Origin of the sequence: Streptomyces sp. NPDC046831 (assembly GCF_040645305.1) — a bacterium.
Taxonomy (GTDB): domain Bacteria; phylum Actinomycetota; class Actinomycetes; order Streptomycetales; family Streptomycetaceae; genus Streptomyces.
The window spans coordinates 1-16209 of sequence record NZ_JBEYXZ010000039.1 but is presented as its reverse complement, the minus strand read 5'-3'; the positions used below and the strand labels follow the sequence as shown (position 1 = coordinate 16209).

The following is a 16209-nucleotide window of genomic DNA, read 5'->3' as shown; positions in this document are numbered from 1 at the left end:
CTCAGCTCTCCTTCTGCTTCGGCCGGCCGGCGCTCCGGGCCCGGCCTGGTGCGTCGGCGTGCGCGTGGTACTCCACCGATTCGGCGGTCAGCCGCATGAAGGCCTCCTCCAGGGAGGACTGCCGGGTGCTCAGCTCGTGCAGGACGACGTGGTGCCGCGCGGCCAGCTCACCGACCTGCTCGGGCTTTCCGCCGTCGACCTCCAGCAGCCCGCCGCCGGCCTCCACGACCGTGATGCCGGCCTCGGCGAGCACGTCGAGCAGCCGCTCGCGCTGCGGGGTGCGGATGCGCACGCAGGTGCGCGCGTTGCGTGCGATGAAGTCGGTCATGGAGGTGTCGGCGAGCAGCCGGCCCTGGCCGATGACGACGAGGTGGTCGGCGGTCAGCGCCATCTCGCTCATCAGGTGCGAGGAGACGAACACCGTGCGGCCCTGGGCCGCCAGGGACTTCATCAGGCCCCGGATCCAGTGGATCCCCTCGGGGTCCAGGCCGTTGACCGGCTCGTCGAACATGAGGATCCGCGGGTCGCCGAGCAGCGCGGCGGCGATGCCGAGCCGCTGGCTCATGCCGAGCGAGAAGCCCTTGGCCTTCTTGCGCGCGACCGCGGTGAGGCCGACGGTGTCGAGGACCTCGTGCACCCGCCCGGTCGGGATGCCGTTGCTCCGGGCGAGGCACAGCAGATGGTGGAAGGCGGTCCGCCCGCCGTGCACGTCCTTGGCGTCGAGCAGGGCGCCGATGCGGGTGAGCGGATCCCTGAGCCCGCGGTAGGGCCTGCCGTCGACGCGCACGGCCCCGCAGGTGGGGCGGTCGAGGCCCAGGATCATCCGCATCGTCGTGGACTTGCCCGCGCCGTTCGGGCCGAGGAAGCCCGTGACGGTGCCCGGCCGGACGGTGACGGTGAGGTTGTTGACCGCCAGTTTCTCGCCGTACCGCTTGGTCAGCCCCTCCAGCTCGATCATGCGGCCACGCTAGAACGGCCCGAAGCCCCCCGCCACTCCAGTGGCGAGGGGCTTCGTACATTCAGCCGCCGTCCGCTCGGCGGTGCCGGACGGACCGGGCCGTCACCGGGACTGCCGGCCTGTCACCGGGACTGCCGGGGCGTCACCGGGACTGCTGGGCCGGGACCCCGCGGGAGATCGACTCGTCCTCGGACGGCGTGCCCGCGGCGGCCACCGCGGCACCGGTGAGGGTCGCCAGCATCTCGCGCACGTTCGTCAGCTGGGCGTTGATCGAGTCGCGGCGGTTGGTGAGGGCGGCCAGCTCGCGCTCGGACTCCGAACGGATCCGGTCGGCCTTGGCGTTGGCGTCGGCCACGATGTCCTCGGCCTGGCGCTGCGCCGTCTCCACGGTCTGGCGGGCGCGGCGCTCGGCGTCGGTGCGCAGCTTCTCCGCCTCCAGGCGCAGCTGCTCGGCCCGGTGCTCGATCTCCGCTAGGCGCTTCTCCGCCTTGGCCTGACGGGACGCCAGGTCGCGCTCGGACTGCTCGCGGCGCTTGGCGAGGTTCGTCTCGAAGTCGGCCGCCGCCTGCGCGGCCTTGGCGCGGGTCTCCTCGAAGAGGGCGTCCGCCTCCTCGCGCTTGGACTGCGCGTCCTTCTGCGCCTCGGCCCGCAGCTGCGCGGCCTCACTCTGGGCCTTCTCGACGACCCGGACGCCCTCGTCCTCGGCCTTGGCCTTGCGCTCGGCGGCGTAGGACTCGGCGTCGTTGCGGACCTGCTGGGCCGCCGACTCGGCGAGGTCGCGGTGCTGCTCGGCCGCGCGACGGGCCTCCTCACGCAGCTCCTTGGCCTCTTCCTCGGCCAGCCGGAGGATCTTCTCGACGCGCGCGCCGAGACCCGCGTACGACGGCTCGGCGTCGGTGATCTGGGCCTGGGCGTTCTGCGTCTCGAGGTGGAGCTCCTCGATGCGCTTCTCCAGAGCGGTGATGCGGGCGAGAGCGCTGTCACGGTCGGAGACGAGCTTGGAGATACGTTCGTCCACCTGAGCGCGGTCGTACCCACGCCGCACAAGCTCGAAGCCGTAGGGGGAAGTGTCGCTCATGGGGTTCCTGTCGAATGAGACCGGTGAGGTGATAGGTCGAATCCTAGGGGCCAGGACGGTGTGTCATCGAGCGGATACGTGTTTGATCTGGAGAATGAGCCTTCTTTTGGGTGGCCGCGCCTCGCAAGGCTTGCCAAAGAGTTGGCCAAAGCCCCCAGAACACACCCGAATCCGTCTACCAGGCTAGCCCTCTGACGACTTGCCACCCGATCGGGGGGCACCCACCGTGGCTCCCGCCTTGACGCCGGAGTCCTTCCCGGACGGCGGCGCCTCGAAGGACTCCAGGGCCTCCAGGACGTCCTGGACGCGGGAGATCTCGGCGTTGATGTCCTCGCGCCGGCGCACCAGGACCTCCAGCTCCCGCTTGCCCTCCTCGACCGTGCGCCGGGCCTCGCGGATCGCCTCCGCCTTCAGCTCCTCGGCCTCCCTGACGAGCGTCGCCTTCTTCTGCTCGGCCTCCTTCAGCAGGCCCTCGGCCTTCTTGACCGCGGCGATGCGGACCTTGCCCGCCTCGGAGTTGGCCTCCGAGACGATCTCCTTCGCCTTCGCCTGCGCCTTGGCCAGCTGCTCCTCGGCCGCCTTGATGAGGGCGTCGCAGCGGTCGCCGGCCGACTTCATCGTCTCGGCGGCCTCACGGCGGGCCCGCTCGTGCAGCTCCTCGATCTCGGCCGTGAGACGCTCCCGCAGCTCCTCGGCGCGCTCGCGGATCGCGGTGGCGTCCCGGCGGGCCCCGACGAGCAGCTCGTCGGCGTCCGTACGGGCCTTCTCCACCAGCCCGTTGCCCTCGATCGCCGCCTCGGCGACCAGCCGCTCGGCCTCCTGGCGGGCCGCGCCCACCATGCTGTCCGCCTGCGACTCGGCGTCCGCCTTGGTCCTGACCGCGCTCGCGTGCGCCTCGGTGAGCAGCTTGTCGGCCTCCGCCGTGGTCTCGGTGATGAGCGTGTCGACCTGCTCGGCCGCCTCCGAACGCCGCTTGTTGGCCTCCTTGCGGGCCTCGTCCAGCGTCCGCTCGGCCTCCTCGCGCGCCGAGGCCACCAGGCGCTCGGCCTCCGCCTGCGCCTCGGTCCTGAGCCGCTCGGAGTCGGTGCGGATCCGCTCGGCGCGCTGCTGCGCCGAACCGACCGTCTCGGCGGCCTCGGCCCGCAGCCGCTCGGCGTCGCCGGTGGCGTCCGAGATCAGCTTCTCGGCCTTGGCGACGGACTCGGCACGGAGGCGGTCGGCCTCCGCGACCGTCTCCGTCTGCAGGCGCTCGGCCTCGGCCCGCGCCTCGGAGATGAGGGTGTCGGCCTGGGTGGCGGCGTCCGACCGGATACGGTTGGCGTCCTCGCGGGCCTCCGCGCGGGTCCGGGTGGCGTCCTGCTCGGCCTGCGCGATGGTGTCGGACGCCTCGGTGCGCACCCGCTGGGCGTGCTCGGCGACGTCCGCGCGGATCCGGTCGGCCTCCGCGATCGCCTCGGACACCGTGCGCTCCGCGAGCGACCTGGCGGCCTCGTTCTCCTCGTTCGCCTCGCGCCGCAGCCGGCTCGCGTCCTCGCCGGCCCGCTCCCGCTCGGCGTAGGCGTCCGCGCGGACCCGGTCGGCCTCCTCCTCGGCCTCGCGCCGGGTACGGTCCGCCGCGTGCTCCGCGGCGGAGCGCAGCCCGGCGATCTCCTCCTGCGCCTGCTCGTGCAGTCCGGCGACGGAGTCCCGCACCTGCTGCGCGTGCTGCTCGGCCGCCGACACCATCTCGGTCGCGTGCCGGTCGGCCTCCTCCACCAGACGGGTGGCCTCGGCCTGCGCCTCCTCCACGCGCCTGCGCGCGGAGGCCAGCAGCTCCTCGCTCTGCTCGCGGGCCCGCTCCCGCTCCCGGTCGGCCTCCTCGCGGGCCGCGCCGAGCAGTTCCTCGGCCTCGCGGCGGCGCCGGGCCGCCTCCTCCTGGGCGGCGGCCAGCGCCTCGGACGCCTCGGCGCCCAGCCGCTCGGCGGCGGCCTGCGCCTCCGCACGCACCCGGTCGGCGGTCTCCTGGGCCTCGACCTTCAGCCGCTCGGCCTCGGCCGCGGCCTCCGACCGCAGCCGGACGGCGATGGCCTCGCCCTCGGCGCGGGAGGCGGACGCGTCGGAGGCGGCCTCCGTCCGCAGCCGCTCGGCCTCCGCCTCGGTCTGCTGCTGGAGGGCGCGGATGCGCTCCGCGGCCTCCGTGCGCAGCCGCTCGGTCTCCTCGGCGGCCTCGCGGCGGATCCGCGCGGCCTCCTCGCGGGCGTCGGCGAGCGCCTGGTCGGCGGAGGCGAGCCGCTGCTCGGCCTCCGCGTGCAGCCGCGTCAGCTCCTCGGCGGCCTCGGCCTGCCGGGCCGCCACGGCGCGCTCGGTCTCCTCGCGCAGCTCGCCCGCGGCGCGCTCGGCGTCCGCGTGGACGGCCTCCGCCTGCTCGGCCGCCTCCGCGCGGTGCCGCTCGGCCTCCTTGCGGGTGCGCTCCAGGGTCTCCTCGGCCTGCCGGCGCAGCGTGCTGGCGCGTTCGATGGCCTCGGTGCGGACCTTCTCGCTGTCCGCCGTCGCGGTCTGGCGCAGCTCGTCGGCGTCCGCCTTGGCCTTGGCCAGCAGCTCCTCGGCGGACTTCGCCGCCTCCTCGATCTGGGCGACGGCCTCGCGCCGGGCCTCCGCGCGGATCTTCTCGCCCTCGGCGACCGCCTCGGCGCGCAGCTGCTCGGCCTCGCCGCGCAGCCGGCGAGCCTCCTCCTGGAGCTCGACCGTCTTGGCGCGGTACTCCTTGGTGTCGTCCTTGGCGGCGCCCTTGAGCTGCTCGGCGATGTCGTGCGCCTCGGCCCGCAGCCGGTCCGCCTCGGCCTCCGCCTCGCGGCGGATCCGCTCGGCCTCCTCGGCGGCGGCCCTGGTGGTCCTCTTGGCGTCCTCCGACGCCTTGTTCAGCACGTCCTCGGCGGTCCTGGCCGCCTTGGACAGCTGGGTGGCCGCCTCCTCGGCGGTGACCGTGCGGGCCTTCTCCGCGGCCTCCGCGACGATCTTCTCGGCCTCGGCGCGGGCGTCCGCGACCAGCTGCTCGGCCTCGGCCCTGGTGGACTCGGCCTCCTTGGTGGCCTCGCTGACCAGCCGGGCGACCTGCTCCTTCGCCGTCCGCGTACGCGTCTCGTTGGCCGCCTCCGCGCTCGCGAGCGCCTTGGCCGCGGCCTCCCTGGCCTCCGTGACCAGCTTCTCCGCCTCGGTGCGGGCCTCGCGCAGCGCCGTCCCGGCCTCCGCCATGCGCTGCTCGGCGGCACGGCTCAGCTCGGCGGCCTGGCGGCGCGCGGCGTCCGACTCGGTGACGGTGGAGCTGCGCAGCTGCTCGGCGTGGTCGGTGGCCTCCTGGGCCTGCGTGGAGGCCGCGTTGAGCAGCCGCTCGGCGTCGGTCCGGGCCCGGCGCAGGATCTGCTCGGCCTCCGCGCGGGCGGCATCGGCCTCGTTCTGCAGCCGCTGCCGGGCCTCGGCGGTCAGCCGCTCGGCCTCCGCGCGGGCGGCCGCCATCGCCTGCTCGGCCTCGGCGCGGGACTCGTCGAGAAGACGGCGGGCCTGCTGCTCCGTCCGGGCACGCAGCTGCTCCGCCCAGGCGACGTTCTCGTTGACGTGCGACTCGACGGTCTGCCGGCGCTCGGCGAGCTCCTGGTCCAGCTGCTGGCGGCGGGTGACCGCCTCCTGGTGCAGCTCGGCCTGCAGGCGGGCGGCCTGCTCGGCGTGCTCCTGGAGGATGCGCTGGGTCTGCGCCCGGGCCTGGCTGAGCTCGCGCTCGGCGTCGGCCCTGAGCTGGTCGGCCTGCATCTGCGCGTTGCGCAGCAACTGCTCGGCCTGGTAGCCGAGGTCGGCGCTGTCGTAGGCGGGCCGGGACATGAGGGTGCGCCGCGCCTCGTGCAGCTTGGCGCGCAGCACCTCGACCTGGTAGCCGAGGTCCTCGGCGTGCTGGATCGCCTTTTCCCGCTCGGTCTTCAGCCGCTCCATCTCGGCCTCGAACCGAGAGAGGTGGTCGACGTCAGCCGCCGGCTCTCGCTCCTGGCGTTCGTAGCCCCGCACTGCGCGGTCCCATCCGTCCCCTGGTCGCAACCTTCTCCGAACGAGCTCCGTCCGTCCGACGGACGGGGCCCCCGGGGAATGGTGTCAGATCAACGGCGGAGCACGGGCTGCCGCCCCGACGCTCGTCCCCCGAAACCCGGACCCCGGCTGGGCCCGGCCGCAGGCGACGGCGGGCCCCCGGCCGTCCCGTGGTTCATGATGCGGGACGGCCGCCCCCAACCCTACCGGCCCTTATGTACGTCGGTCAGTGGTCGGACGACTCAACGGGCGCCGAAGTGACCAGTTCTGTCAGTACCCCGTGGCAGTCCTTGGGGTGCAGGAAGGTGATCCGGGACCCCATGGAGCCGCGCCGCGGCTCGTCGTACAGGACGCGGACGCCCTTGTCGCGGATGCCTGCGGCGTCCGCGTCCACGTCCGCGGTGCCGAAGGCGATGTGGTGGACGCCCTCCCCGTTCTTCGCCAGCCACTTGGCGACGGTGGAGTCCTCGCGGGTGGGCTCCAGCAGCTGGAGGTAGGACGACCCGCCGTCGGAGGTGTCGTTGATCTTGAGCATGGCCTCCCGCACGCCCTGCTCCTCGTTGACCTCGGTGTGGAAGACTTCGAAGCCGTAGGTGGCACGGTAGAACTCGACGGTGGCGTCGAGGTCGTGGCAGGCGATCCCGATGTGGTCGATTCGCGTCAGCATGGATTCAGTGCAGCGCTCCCGCGGTGGTTACGCAACGTGCGCGCGATCACACCGACGGCCCGATGCGCGGCGGACCGGCCCTCAGTACATTCGCAGTAAACCCTCGTTCACTCCTCGGCTGTGCAAGCCGGAAGGGGATCGCGACTCATGTCTTCTGGAACGAACAGCTCAGTGATCGTCGCGGGCGCACGGACGCCCATGGGGCGGCTGCTGGGTTCGCTGAAGTCCTTCTCGGGAGCCGACCTCGGCGGCTTCGCGATCAAGGCCGCCCTCGACCGTGCGGGAATCGGGGGCGACCAGGTGCAGTACGTCATCATGGGCCAGGTGCTGCAGGCCGGGGCGGGGCAGATCCCGGCGCGCCAGGCCGCGGTCAAGGCGGGCATCCCGATGAGCGTCCCGGCGCTCACCATCAACAAGGTCTGCCTCTCCGGCCTCGACGCGATCGCCCTCGCCGACCAGTTGATCCGGGCGGGTGAGTTCGACATCGTGGTCGCGGGCGGCCAGGAGTCCATGACCAACGCCCCCCACCTGCTGCCGAAGTCCCGCGAGGGCTTCAAGTACGGCGCGGTCGCCATGCTCGACGCCATGGCCCACGACGGCCTGACCGACTCCTTCGAGGGCGTCGCCATGGGCGAGTCCACGGAGAAGCACAACACGCGCCTGGGCATCGGCCGCCAGGAGCAGGACGAGATCGCCGCGCTGTCCCACCAGCGGGCCGCGGCCGCGCAGAAGAACGGCGTCTTCGAGGCCGAGATCACCCCGGTGGAGATCCCGCAGCGCAAGGGCGACCCGGTCCTGTTCAGCAAGGACGAGGGCATCCGCGGCGACACCACCGCCGAGTCGCTGGGCAAGCTGCGCCCGGCCTTCGCCAAGGACGGCACCATCACGGCCGGCTCCTCCTCGCAGATCTCCGACGGCGCCGCCGCCGTCGTGGTGATGAGCAAGGCCAAGGCCCAGGAGCTGGGCCTGGACTGGATCGCCGAGATCGGCGCCCACGGCAACGTGGCGGGCCCGGACAACTCCCTGCAGTCGCAGCCGTCCAACGCGATCGCGCACGCCCTGAAGAAGGAGGGCCTGGAGGTTTCCGACCTCGACCTCATCGAGATCAACGAGGCGTTCGCCGCCGTCGCCGTGCAGTCAATGAAGGACCTCGGCGTGTCCACGGAAAAGGTGAACGTCAACGGCGGCGCCATCGCCCTGGGTCACCCGATCGGCATGTCCGGCGCCCGCCTCGTGCTGCACCTGGCGCTGGAGCTGAAGCGCCGGGGCGGCGGGGTCGGCGCGGCCGCGCTGTGCGGTGGCGGCGGCCAGGGCGACGCGCTGATCCTCCGGGTGCCCAGGGCCTGACCCCCGGGTACCTCCCGACCCACCACCTCCCGGTGAGCCGAGCCGGCTCGAGCGCCGCGCGGCGCACCGATCGACGCAGAAACGGAGCAGTGATGCAGGACGTCTCCTCTCTGGTGGCCCAGGCCAGGGAAGGCCGGCCGCGGGCCGTGGCCCGGCTGATCTCCCTGGTGGAGGGGGCGTCCCCGCAGCTGAGGGAGGTCATGGCAGCGCTCGCGCCGCTGACCGGCAACGCCTACGTCGTCGGCCTGACGGGCTCGCCCGGAGTCGGCAAGTCGACGTCCACGTCGGCGCTGGTGACCGCGTACCGCAAGCAGGGCAGGCGGGTCGGCGTCCTGGCCGTCGACCCGTCGTCGCCCTTCTCCGGCGGCGCCCTGCTCGGTGACCGGGTGCGGATGTCGGAGCACTCCTCCGACCCCGGCGTCTACATACGGTCCATGGCCACGCGCGGCCACCTCGGCGGCCTCGCGTGGGCCGCGCCGCAGGCGATCCGGGTGCTGGACGCGGCCGGCTGCGACGTGATCCTGGTCGAGACGGTCGGCGTCGGCCAGTCGGAGGTGGAGATCGCCTCCCAGGCGGACACCTCGGTGGTCCTGCTGGCGCCGGGCATGGGCGACGGCATCCAGGCGGCCAAGGCCGGCATCCTGGAGATCGGCGACGTGTACGTCGTCAACAAGGCGGACCGGGACGGCGCGGACGCGACCGCCCGCGAGCTGAACCACATGCTGGGTCTGGGCGAGGCACGCGGTCCCGGCGACTGGCGCCCGCCCATCGTCAAGACGGTCGCCGCGCGCGCGGAGGGCGTCGACGAGGTGGTCGAGGCGCTGGAGAAGCACCGCGCCTGGATGGAGGAGCGGGGCGTGCTGGCCGAGCGCCGCAGGGCCCGCGCGGCCCGCGAGGTGGAGACGATCGCGGTCACCGCCCTGCGCGAGCGCATCGGCGACCTGCACGGCGACCGCCGGCTGAGCGCCCTGGCCGAGCGCATCGTCGCCGGCGAGCTGGACCCGTACCGGGCCGCGGACGAACTGGTGGCGGGCCTGACGCAGGGCTGAGCGCCGCCCCGGACGGGCCCGCAGCCCGTCCTGCCCACGGCGGAGGCCGGAACCCCGGGCGAGGGGTTCCGGCCTCCGCCGTACGCGTGACCGGGCCTCGCGGCCGCTACGGACGGCCCCGCTGCCCGCGCAGGTGCTCCGCGATCGGCCGCAGGGCCTTGTCGAGCTCGATCAGGGCGTCGGGGGACAGCAGGTCGATGAAGTGCCGGCGCACGGACGCCACGTGGTGCGGCGCGACCTTCCGCATCGTCTCCAGCCCGTGCTCGGTGAGGACGGCGTACAGACCTCTGCGGTCGGACTCGCAGTTCTCACGGCGCACCAGGTTCGCGTTCTCCATGCGCGTGATCTGGTGCGAGAGGCGGCTCTTGGACTGGAGGGTGGCGGAGGCGAGGTCGCTCATCCGCATCCGTACGTCCTCGGACTCGGAGAGGTTCACCAGGATCTCGTAGTCGTTCATTGTCAGGCCGAACGGCTGCAGGTCCTTTTCGAGCTGGTAGGTCAACAGCCTGTTGACCTCCAGCTGGGTGCGCCAGGCGCACTGCTCCGCATCGGTCAGCCAGCGCGTGGCCGTGTCGGTCTCCATGAATGAAGTCTACCTAAAAAGTTGAAAGGCGAACTAGTGAGAGGTGGCATGACGGTGCGCACGCGTTCGAGCCGTCACACTCCGCAGACTACCGCTCACAGCCCGAAGCGACGCTGGAGGTCCCCCAGCTGTCCGGGAAGGCGCGGTGCCCCCGGCTGCTGTCCGTGCCCTCCGGGTACCCCGCCGCCGCCCGGTACGCCGGGCTCGTTCGGCACCCCTCCCGTGGCCTGCTCGGCCATCAGGGTCTCGGTCGACTGCAGCAGGACCGTACCGGCCCCCACGAACTCGAACTGGTGCTCCTCCCCGGAGGCCCCGCCGAGGCCCGTCATCGCACGTAGACCGCCCATGACCCCGGTCAGGTAGCCGTGGTCGTAGTGGTGGCACGGGGACGGGCAGTCGGCCCATCCCACAAGCGCTTGCGGGTCCACCCGGATCGGCGGCTCCATGAACACCACCGGACCGTTGGACGCCGCCACGAACCTTCCGGTTCCGATCAGGGTCAGGAACCCCGGCACGATCGACTGCTTGAGGGAAAGAGTTGGCTGAAAAGCGAGGAGGTTGCCGGAGCGAATGGTCAGGTTGCCGTCGTCCAGGTCATAGGAATTGACGTCGAAGGCCCGGTCGGCGAGCAGCATCTTGCCCGAGCCCTCCGCCACGACCCAGTCGCTCGCGTGCAGAGGCGAATGGAAGGACGTGCGCACCAGACGGTCCAGCCGCCCGTGCCCCACGCCGTTGAAGTCGATCGCCCCGTAGTAGGCGATCATCTTCCCCTTCTGCAGGAACCACTGGCTCCCCTTCAGCTCGACGCAGAAGGTGTAGGCGTTGACGTTGTCGTCGGCCGGCAGGGTCGTGGGGTCGTACACCACGGGCCCGGCGCCCCCGTATGCGCTCACAGCTTCTCCTCCGAGGCCTGGACGTAGACGGCACCGCTCCCGCTGAGCTCCAGCTGGAACGCCTCACCGGAGCCGCGGCCCACCATGTCGCGCCAGCCGAGCGCCGTCGACAGCTTGTTGCGGACGTCGCCGTGGTGGGCCACGTACGCCTGCGGGTCGACGTGCACCGGCCGCTGCGGGGTGACCGGGACCTCGAAGACGCCGCCGTGCGCCATCACGGCCACGGCCCCGTGGCCCTGGAGGGTGGTGGTGAACAGCCCCTGGCCCGTCACCTGGCCGCGGACCATGCCCATGACCCCGCCCTGCGAGCCCAGGAACATCGTGCCCTGCCGCAGCGTGCCCTCGAAGGCGAGCAGCCGGTCCGCCTCCACGTAGAGGGTGTCACCGGTGAGGTGGATGACGTGGACGTGGTGGCCGCCGTGCCCGAAGAGCACGGTGCCGCTGCCCTCCACGGTCATCAGCGGCGTGGCCTCGTTCGCGAGCCGGCGCCCGATCATCGACATCACCCCGCCCTGGCCGCCCTGGACGTTGGGGGTGAAGGAGACGTCGCCCCGGTAGGCGAGCATGGCGCCGCGCTGGCTGAACAGCCGCTGCCCGGGCGTCACCGTCGCCTCCACCATCTTGGAGTTGAGCTCCCGGAACGCCATGTCAGACATCCCCCGCGATCGTGTTGCGCTCACTGGGCTGGACGTACACGAGCCCGTCCCCCTCGAAGCGGATCTGGAAGGCCTCGCCGCCGCCCTCGCCGAGCAGCGTGCGGAACGTCACGCCGGACTGGAACGACTGCCGTACGTCGCCCTGGTGGGCGACGTACGCGCCCGGGTCGACGATCAGCGGGTACTGCGGGCTGACCCGCAGCACCACCGCCGGCCCGTCCGACAGGATCGCCGCCTGCCCGTGCCCCTCGACCGTCGTCGTGAACAGCCCGTGGCCCTGCGAGGCCCCGCGCAGCCCGGTGAACGTCGTGCCGGTGCGCAGCCCGGCGTCCGTCGCGAGCAGATTGCTCGACTCCACGTACAGCCGGTCGCCCTGGAGCGCCACGAGGTTGATCTCGGAGGCGCGGTCGGCGAACCAGCAGGTCCCCTGTCCGCGCACCTCCATCACGGTCATCTGCTCGCCGGTGAGCCGCCGGGTCACCATGCCCCGCAGGCCCTCGCCGCCGCCACTGAGTTTCTTGAAGGCCATCTGCCCGTCGTACGCGACCATCGAGCCGTTCTTCGCCTTGACGGCGTCCCCGGTCATGTCGACGGCGAGCACCTTGCTTCCCTGAAGCCGGAACGTCGTCACGCTGTGAAGGTAGCGGGCGAGAGGCCGGGCCGACAGCTACTCCAGGAGGAGATCGACCCCGAGCCGGCCCCTGCACGCCGGCGCCGCGACCCCCTGCCACCGGGGGTCCGCCGGAGGTTTGCCACAATGGACGGGGCGTTTGTGCTCACTTTCACAAGCGTCCGCGTCGTCAGCGTCTCTCCCCTTCCGAAGGTGACCCGTGGACCTCAAGACCGCCACCGCCCTCCGCCGCCTCCGCCTGGTCTCGGCCCCCGAGGCCGTGTCCTTCCTCCTGCTGCTGGTCTGCTCGGTCCTGAAGCGGACCACGGACTTCAACGCGGTGCCCGTGATGGGCGCGATCCACGGCGTCCTGTTCATCCTGTACGTGCTGTTCTGGGCGGACGCCTGGAACCGGGCCAGGTGGAGCCCGGGGATTGCCGCGCTGTACTTCGTGCTGTCGGTGTTGCCGGCCGGCGGCTTCTTCGCCGAGCGCAGGCTGAAGCGGGCCGCCGAGGACGCGGTCATCGCCTCCCGTGCCCGCCGCGAGGAGGTCGCGAAGGCATGATCGTCGCCTTCTCCGTGACGCCGCTGGGCGTCGGCGAGGACGTGGGGGAGTACGTCGCCGACGCCGTCCGGGTGGTGCGCGAGTCCGGCCTGCCGAACCGCACCGACGCCATGTTCACCTCGGTCGAGGGGGAGTGGGACGAGGTCATGGACGTGGTGAGACGGGCCGTCGCGGCCGTCGAGGCGCGCGCGCCGCGGGTCTCCCTCGTCCTCAAGGCCGACATCCGCCCCGGCGTGACCGACGGTCTCACCAGCAAGGTCGAGACGGTGGAGCGCCACCTCGCCGGCTAGACGCGCGGCCCGGCAGGCCGGTGCCTGCCCGGCGGTGCGCTCGTGCCGTCCGCGCCCGCGCGGTGAGAGGACCCCGGCCCCCACGGGCCGGGGTCCTCTCGTTCGCCGCTGGTCACGTGGGTGTGTCCCGTGGGGTCGGGCAGCCAGGGGCCAGTCGCCGCCCGCTGAGGCGCCTTGACGGCGGGCAGGGGAGCGCGGGAGAGTCCCACCGCGGGCGGCCTCCCGCGGCCCTCGCCGGACGCCTCCCGCGGCGGTGGCCGGCACTCCCCGGACGTCACCCGCCCGACGCCGGCGCGAAGCCCAGCGGGGTTGCGTCGCGGCCGAGGTCGCCGGGGTGCGGGCCACGGTGGCGGGCGCCGGAGCGCTGGGCACGGTGTGCTGCGTGCTGCTGGCCGTGCGGGCACGGCGCGTGGGACGCGAGGCGGACGGCGGGGGACCGAAGGGCGAGACGGGGCTGGCCCCGATATGACCGCCCGGTAGGGTCTGATGACGTGCCGAAGCCCCTCAGTCTCCCCTTCGACCCCATCGCCCGCGCCGACGAGCTCTGGAAGCAGCGCTGGGGCAGCGTGCCGTCGATGGCCGCGATCACCTCGATCATGCGCGCGCACCAGATCCTGCTGGCCGAGGTCGACGCGGTGGTCAAGCCGTACGGGCTGACGTTCGCTCGCTACGAGGCCCTGGTCCTGCTCACCTTCTCCAAGGCCGGCGAGCTGCCGATGTCCAAGATCGGTGAACGCCTCATGGTGCACCCGACCTCCGTCACGAACACCGTGGACCGGCTGGTCAGGTCCGGCCTGGTGGCCAAGCGGCCCAACCCCAACGACGGACGCGGCACGCTCGCCGTCATCACCGACAAGGGCCGCGAGGTCGTCGAGGCCGCCACCCGGGACCTGATGGCGATGGACTTCGGGCTCGGGGTCTACGACGCCGAGGAGTGCGGGGAGATCTTCGCGATGCTGCGCCCGCTGCGCGTCGCCGCGCACGACTTCGACGACCAGTAGGGCCCTGTCCCCGGCGGGGCCGCCGCCGGCCGCCGGTCCGCGGCGGCCCGGGCACCCGGGCGCGGCACCGGCCGGGGACAGGGGCTCCCCGGCGAAGCGGGGATGTTTCGGGCGGTTACGCTCGTATCCATGAAACGAAGCGTGCTGACCCGCTACCGGGTCATGGCCTACGTCACCGGCGTGCTGCTGGTCCTGCTGACCCTGGGCGTCATCGCCAAGTACCTGCTCGACATCGACGGCGCGGCGGACTTCACGCGTGTCGTCGGCATCGCGCACGGGTGGCTGTACGTGGTCTACCTGGTCTTCGCCTTCGACCTGGGCTCCAAGGCGAAGTGGCCGGTCGGCAAGCAGGTGTGGGTGCTGGTCGCCGGGACGATCCCGACGGCCGCCTTCTTCGTGGAGCGCAGGGTCAGCCACGAGCTGGAGTCCCGCCTCGCCGGCGACTCGCCCGCGGTCGCCGAGGCGTAGCGCCGCCGTCACCGGGAGCCGTCCGACCGCCGTACGCAGACGCGTACGGCGGTCAGCCGTCGACATTTACTAGGACGTCCAAGTAAATTCGTGGGTATGGACGCTGACGCCATCGAGGAGGGCCGCCGTCGCTGGCAGGCCCGGTACGACGCCGCACGCAAGCGCGACGCTGACTTCACCACGCTCTCCGGCGACCCCGTGGAGCCCGTGTACGGCCCCCGGCCGGGGGACACCTACGACGGGTTCGAGCGGATCGGCTGGCCCGGGGAGTACCCCTTCACCCGCGGGCTGTACCCGACCGGCTACCGGGGGCGCACCTGGACGATCCGGCAGTTCGCCGGGTTCGGCAACGCCGAGCAGACGAACGAGCGCTACAAGATGATCCTCGCGGCGGGCGGCGGCGGCCTCTCGGTCGCGTTCGACATGCCCACGCTCATGGGCCGCGACTCCGACGACCCGCGCTCGCTCGGCGAGGTCGGGCACTGCGGCGTCGCCATCGACTCGGCGGCCGACATGGAGGTGCTCTTCCGGGACATCCCGCTCGGCGACGTCACCACGTCGATGACCATCAGCGGCCCCGCCGTCCCCGTGTTCTGCATGTACCTCGTCGCCGCCGAGCGCCAGGGCGCCGACCCCGCCGTCCTGAACGGCACGCTGCAGACCGACATCTTCAAGGAGTACATCGCCCAGAAGGAGTGGCTGTTCCAGCCCGAGCCCCATCTGCGGCTGATCGGCGACCTGATGGAGCACTGCGCGGAGCGCATCCCCGCGTACAAGCCCCTGTCCGTCTCCGGATACCACATCCGCGAGGCCGGCTCGACGGCCGCGCAGGAGCTGGCGTACACGCTCGCGGACGGCTTCGGGTACGTCGAGCTGGGCCTCAGCCGCGGTCTGGACGTGGACGTCTTCGCCCCCGGCCTGTCCTTCTTCTTCGACGCGCACGTCGACTTCTTCGAGGAGATCGCCAAGTTCCGCGCCGCACGCCGCATCTGGGCGCGCTGGATGCGGGACGTGTACGGCGCGAAGACCGACAAGGCCCAGTGGCTGCGCTTCCACACGCAGACCGCCGGCGTCTCGCTGACCGCGCAGCAGCCGTACAACAACGTGGTGCGCACGGCCGTCGAGGCGCTGGCGGCGGTGCTCGGCGGCACCAACTCGCTGCACACCAACGCCCTCGACGAGACCCTCGCGCTGCCCTCCGAGCAGGCGGCCGAGATCGCCCTGCGCACGCAGCAGGTGCTGATGGAGGAGACCGGGGTGGCCAACGTGGCCGACCCGCTGGGCGGTTCGTGGTACGTCGAGCAGCTGACGGACCGGATCGAGGCGGACGCCGAGAAGATCTTCGACCAGATCAAGGAGCGCGGTCTGCGGGCGCACCCCGACGGGCGGCACCCCATCGGCCCGATCACCTCCGGCATCCTGCGCGGCATCGAGGACGGCTGGTTCACGGGCGAGATCGCCGAGTCCGCCTTCCGCTACCAGCAGGCGCTGGAGAAGGGCGACAAGAAGGTCGTCGGCGTCAACGTCCACACCGGCTCCGTCACCGGGGACCTGGAGATCCTGCGGGTCAGCCACGAGGTCGAGCGGGAGCAGGTCCGGGTGCTCGGCGCGCGCAAGGCCGCACGGGACGACGCCCGGGTGCGCTCCGCGCTGGACGCCATGCTCGCCGCCGCGCGCGACGGCTCCAACATGATCGGGCCGATGCTGGACGCGGTCCGGGCGGAGGCCACGCTGGGGGAGATCTGCGACGCGCTGCGCGACGAGTGGGGCGTGTACACCGAGCCCGCCGGCTTCTGACGGCCCCGGGCCGCGAGGACGTTACGCGGCCGCTTCGCGTCCCGGGGGGCATCGCGGTCAGCCGGCCCGCGCGCGGGGGCGACGCGGTCAGCCCGCCTGTGCGGAGGCGTCGCGGCCGGCCGGCCGAGAAGGCGCGCGGCAAGGGGGTCGCCCGCGCCCTGCTGCGCGCCGCCGTCGAGGAGTCCCGCCGCCAGGGC

The 16209-nt window shown here is 72.6% G+C and carries 16 protein-coding genes; 8 read left to right on the top strand and 8 right to left on the bottom strand.

Annotated elements, in window-relative coordinates; all coding sequences use genetic code 11:
- Position 1: 1 nt before the first annotated feature.
- The 4 genes from ABZ920_RS26260 to mce all read right to left on the bottom strand — a co-directional run bounded on the left by ABZ920_RS26260 (position 2) and on the right by mce (position 6753).
- Positions 2-958, bottom strand: coding sequence for an ATP-binding cassette domain-containing protein (locus ABZ920_RS26260; RefSeq protein ID WP_361509752.1), 957 nt, complete (start codon positions 956-958; stop codon positions 2-4).
- A 142-nt stretch (positions 959-1100) separates the two neighbouring features.
- Positions 1101-2036, bottom strand: coding sequence for a cellulose-binding protein (locus ABZ920_RS26255; RefSeq protein ID WP_361509749.1), 936 nt, complete (start codon positions 2034-2036; stop codon positions 1101-1103).
- A 183-nt stretch (positions 2037-2219) separates the two neighbouring features.
- Positions 2220-6068 (bottom strand): polarized growth protein Scy, encoded by a 3849-nt coding sequence (scy, locus tag ABZ920_RS26250; protein WP_361509746.1) that lies wholly within the window; start codon positions 6066-6068, stop codon positions 2220-2222.
- A gap of 244 nt (positions 6069-6312) precedes the next feature.
- Complete coding sequence (gene mce, locus ABZ920_RS26245) at positions 6313-6753, bottom strand: methylmalonyl-CoA epimerase (RefSeq protein ID WP_361509743.1); 441 nt, start codon at positions 6751-6753, stop codon at positions 6313-6315.
- A gap of 147 nt (positions 6754-6900) precedes the next feature.
- On the opposite strand from mce, the gene ABZ920_RS26240 reads away from it, so the two are divergent.
- Positions 6901-8100, top strand: coding sequence for an acetyl-CoA C-acetyltransferase (locus ABZ920_RS26240; RefSeq protein ID WP_361509740.1), 1200 nt, complete (start codon positions 6901-6903; stop codon positions 8098-8100).
- Between the two features lie 92 nt (positions 8101-8192).
- Positions 8193-9149 carry a methylmalonyl Co-A mutase-associated GTPase MeaB gene (meaB, locus tag ABZ920_RS26235; RefSeq protein ID WP_361509737.1) on the top strand — a complete coding sequence of 319 codons (957 nt, stop codon included), beginning with the start codon at positions 8193-8195 and terminating at the stop codon, positions 9147-9149.
- A 106-nt stretch (positions 9150-9255) separates the two neighbouring features.
- On the opposite strand, the gene ABZ920_RS26230 is transcribed toward meaB, so the two are convergent.
- From ABZ920_RS26230 to ABZ920_RS26215, 4 genes are all read right to left on the bottom strand, one after another.
- Positions 9256-9732: a MarR family transcriptional regulator gene (locus tag ABZ920_RS26230; protein WP_361509734.1), complete on the bottom strand. Its 477-nt coding sequence runs from the start codon at positions 9730-9732 to the stop codon at positions 9256-9258.
- A 95-nt stretch (positions 9733-9827) separates the two neighbouring features.
- Positions 9828-10625, bottom strand: coding sequence for an AIM24 family protein (locus ABZ920_RS26225; protein ID WP_361509731.1), 798 nt, complete (start codon positions 10623-10625; stop codon positions 9828-9830).
- Positions 10622-11272, bottom strand: a complete 651-nt coding sequence (locus ABZ920_RS26220; protein ID WP_361509874.1) for an AIM24 family protein — start codon at positions 11270-11272, stop codon at positions 10622-10624. The genes ABZ920_RS26225 and ABZ920_RS26220 overlap by 4 nt, the downstream gene beginning before the upstream one ends.
- A 1-nt stretch (position 11273) precedes the next feature.
- Entirely contained in the window at positions 11274-11912 is a 639-nt protein-coding gene (locus ABZ920_RS26215) for an AIM24 family protein (RefSeq protein WP_361509728.1), read from the bottom strand.
- Positions 11913-12111: 199 nt separating this feature from the next.
- On the opposite strand from ABZ920_RS26215, the gene ABZ920_RS26210 reads away from it, so the two are divergent.
- The 6 genes from ABZ920_RS26210 (at position 12112) to ABZ920_RS26185 (ending at position 16012) form a co-directional block, all read left to right on the top strand.
- Entirely contained in the window at positions 12112-12456 is a 345-nt protein-coding gene (locus ABZ920_RS26210; protein ID WP_361509725.1) for a DUF3817 domain-containing protein, read from the top strand.
- Positions 12453-12746, top strand: coding sequence for an MTH1187 family thiamine-binding protein (locus ABZ920_RS26205; protein WP_030187368.1), 294 nt, complete (start codon positions 12453-12455; stop codon positions 12744-12746). The genes ABZ920_RS26210 and ABZ920_RS26205 overlap by 4 nt, the downstream gene beginning before the upstream one ends.
- Before the next feature lie 334 nt (positions 12747-13080).
- Complete coding sequence (locus tag ABZ920_RS26200) at positions 13081-13215, top strand: hypothetical protein (RefSeq protein ID WP_361509722.1); 135 nt, start codon at positions 13081-13083, stop codon at positions 13213-13215.
- A gap of 22 nt (positions 13216-13237) precedes the next feature.
- Positions 13238-13747 carry a MarR family transcriptional regulator gene (locus ABZ920_RS26195; protein ID WP_361509719.1) on the top strand — a complete coding sequence of 170 codons (510 nt, stop codon included), beginning with the start codon at positions 13238-13240 and terminating at the stop codon, positions 13745-13747.
- Between the two features lie 129 nt (positions 13748-13876).
- Entirely contained in the window at positions 13877-14215 is a 339-nt protein-coding gene (locus ABZ920_RS26190; RefSeq protein ID WP_361509716.1) for a DUF3817 domain-containing protein, read from the top strand.
- A 96-nt stretch (positions 14216-14311) separates the two neighbouring features.
- Entirely contained in the window at positions 14312-16012 is a 1701-nt protein-coding gene (locus tag ABZ920_RS26185; protein WP_361509713.1) for a methylmalonyl-CoA mutase family protein, read from the top strand.
- The last annotated feature ends 197 nt before the right edge of the window (positions 16013-16209 follow it).

What these genes read in the sequence shown, in the direction of transcription:
- ABZ920_RS26260 (WP_361509752.1), bottom strand. Translation starts at nt 958, where the DNA reads ATGATCGAGCTGGAGGGGCTGACCAAGCGGTACGGCGAGAAACTGGCG.
- ABZ920_RS26255 (WP_361509749.1), bottom strand. Translation starts at nt 2,036, where the DNA reads ATGAGCGACACTTCCCCCTACGGCTTCGAGCTTGTGCGGCGTGGGTAC.
- mce (WP_361509743.1), bottom strand. Translation starts at nt 6,753, where the DNA reads ATGCTGACGCGAATCGACCACATCGGGATCGCCTGCCACGACCTCGAC.
- ABZ920_RS26240 (WP_361509740.1), top strand. Translation starts at nt 6,901, where the DNA reads ATGTCTTCTGGAACGAACAGCTCAGTGATCGTCGCGGGCGCACGGACG.
- meaB (WP_361509737.1), top strand. Translation starts at nt 8,193, where the DNA reads ATGCAGGACGTCTCCTCTCTGGTGGCCCAGGCCAGGGAAGGCCGGCCG.
- ABZ920_RS26230 (WP_361509734.1), bottom strand. Translation starts at nt 9,732, where the DNA reads ATGGAGACCGACACGGCCACGCGCTGGCTGACCGATGCGGAGCAGTGC.
- ABZ920_RS26220 (WP_361509874.1), bottom strand. Translation starts at nt 11,272, where the DNA reads ATGGCGTTCCGGGAGCTCAACTCCAAGATGGTGGAGGCGACGGTGACG.
- ABZ920_RS26205 (WP_030187368.1), top strand. Translation starts at nt 12,453, where the DNA reads ATGATCGTCGCCTTCTCCGTGACGCCGCTGGGCGTCGGCGAGGACGTG.
- ABZ920_RS26190 (WP_361509716.1), top strand. Translation starts at nt 13,877, where the DNA reads ATGAAACGAAGCGTGCTGACCCGCTACCGGGTCATGGCCTACGTCACC.
- ABZ920_RS26185 (WP_361509713.1), top strand. Translation starts at nt 14,312, where the DNA reads ATGGACGCTGACGCCATCGAGGAGGGCCGCCGTCGCTGGCAGGCCCGG.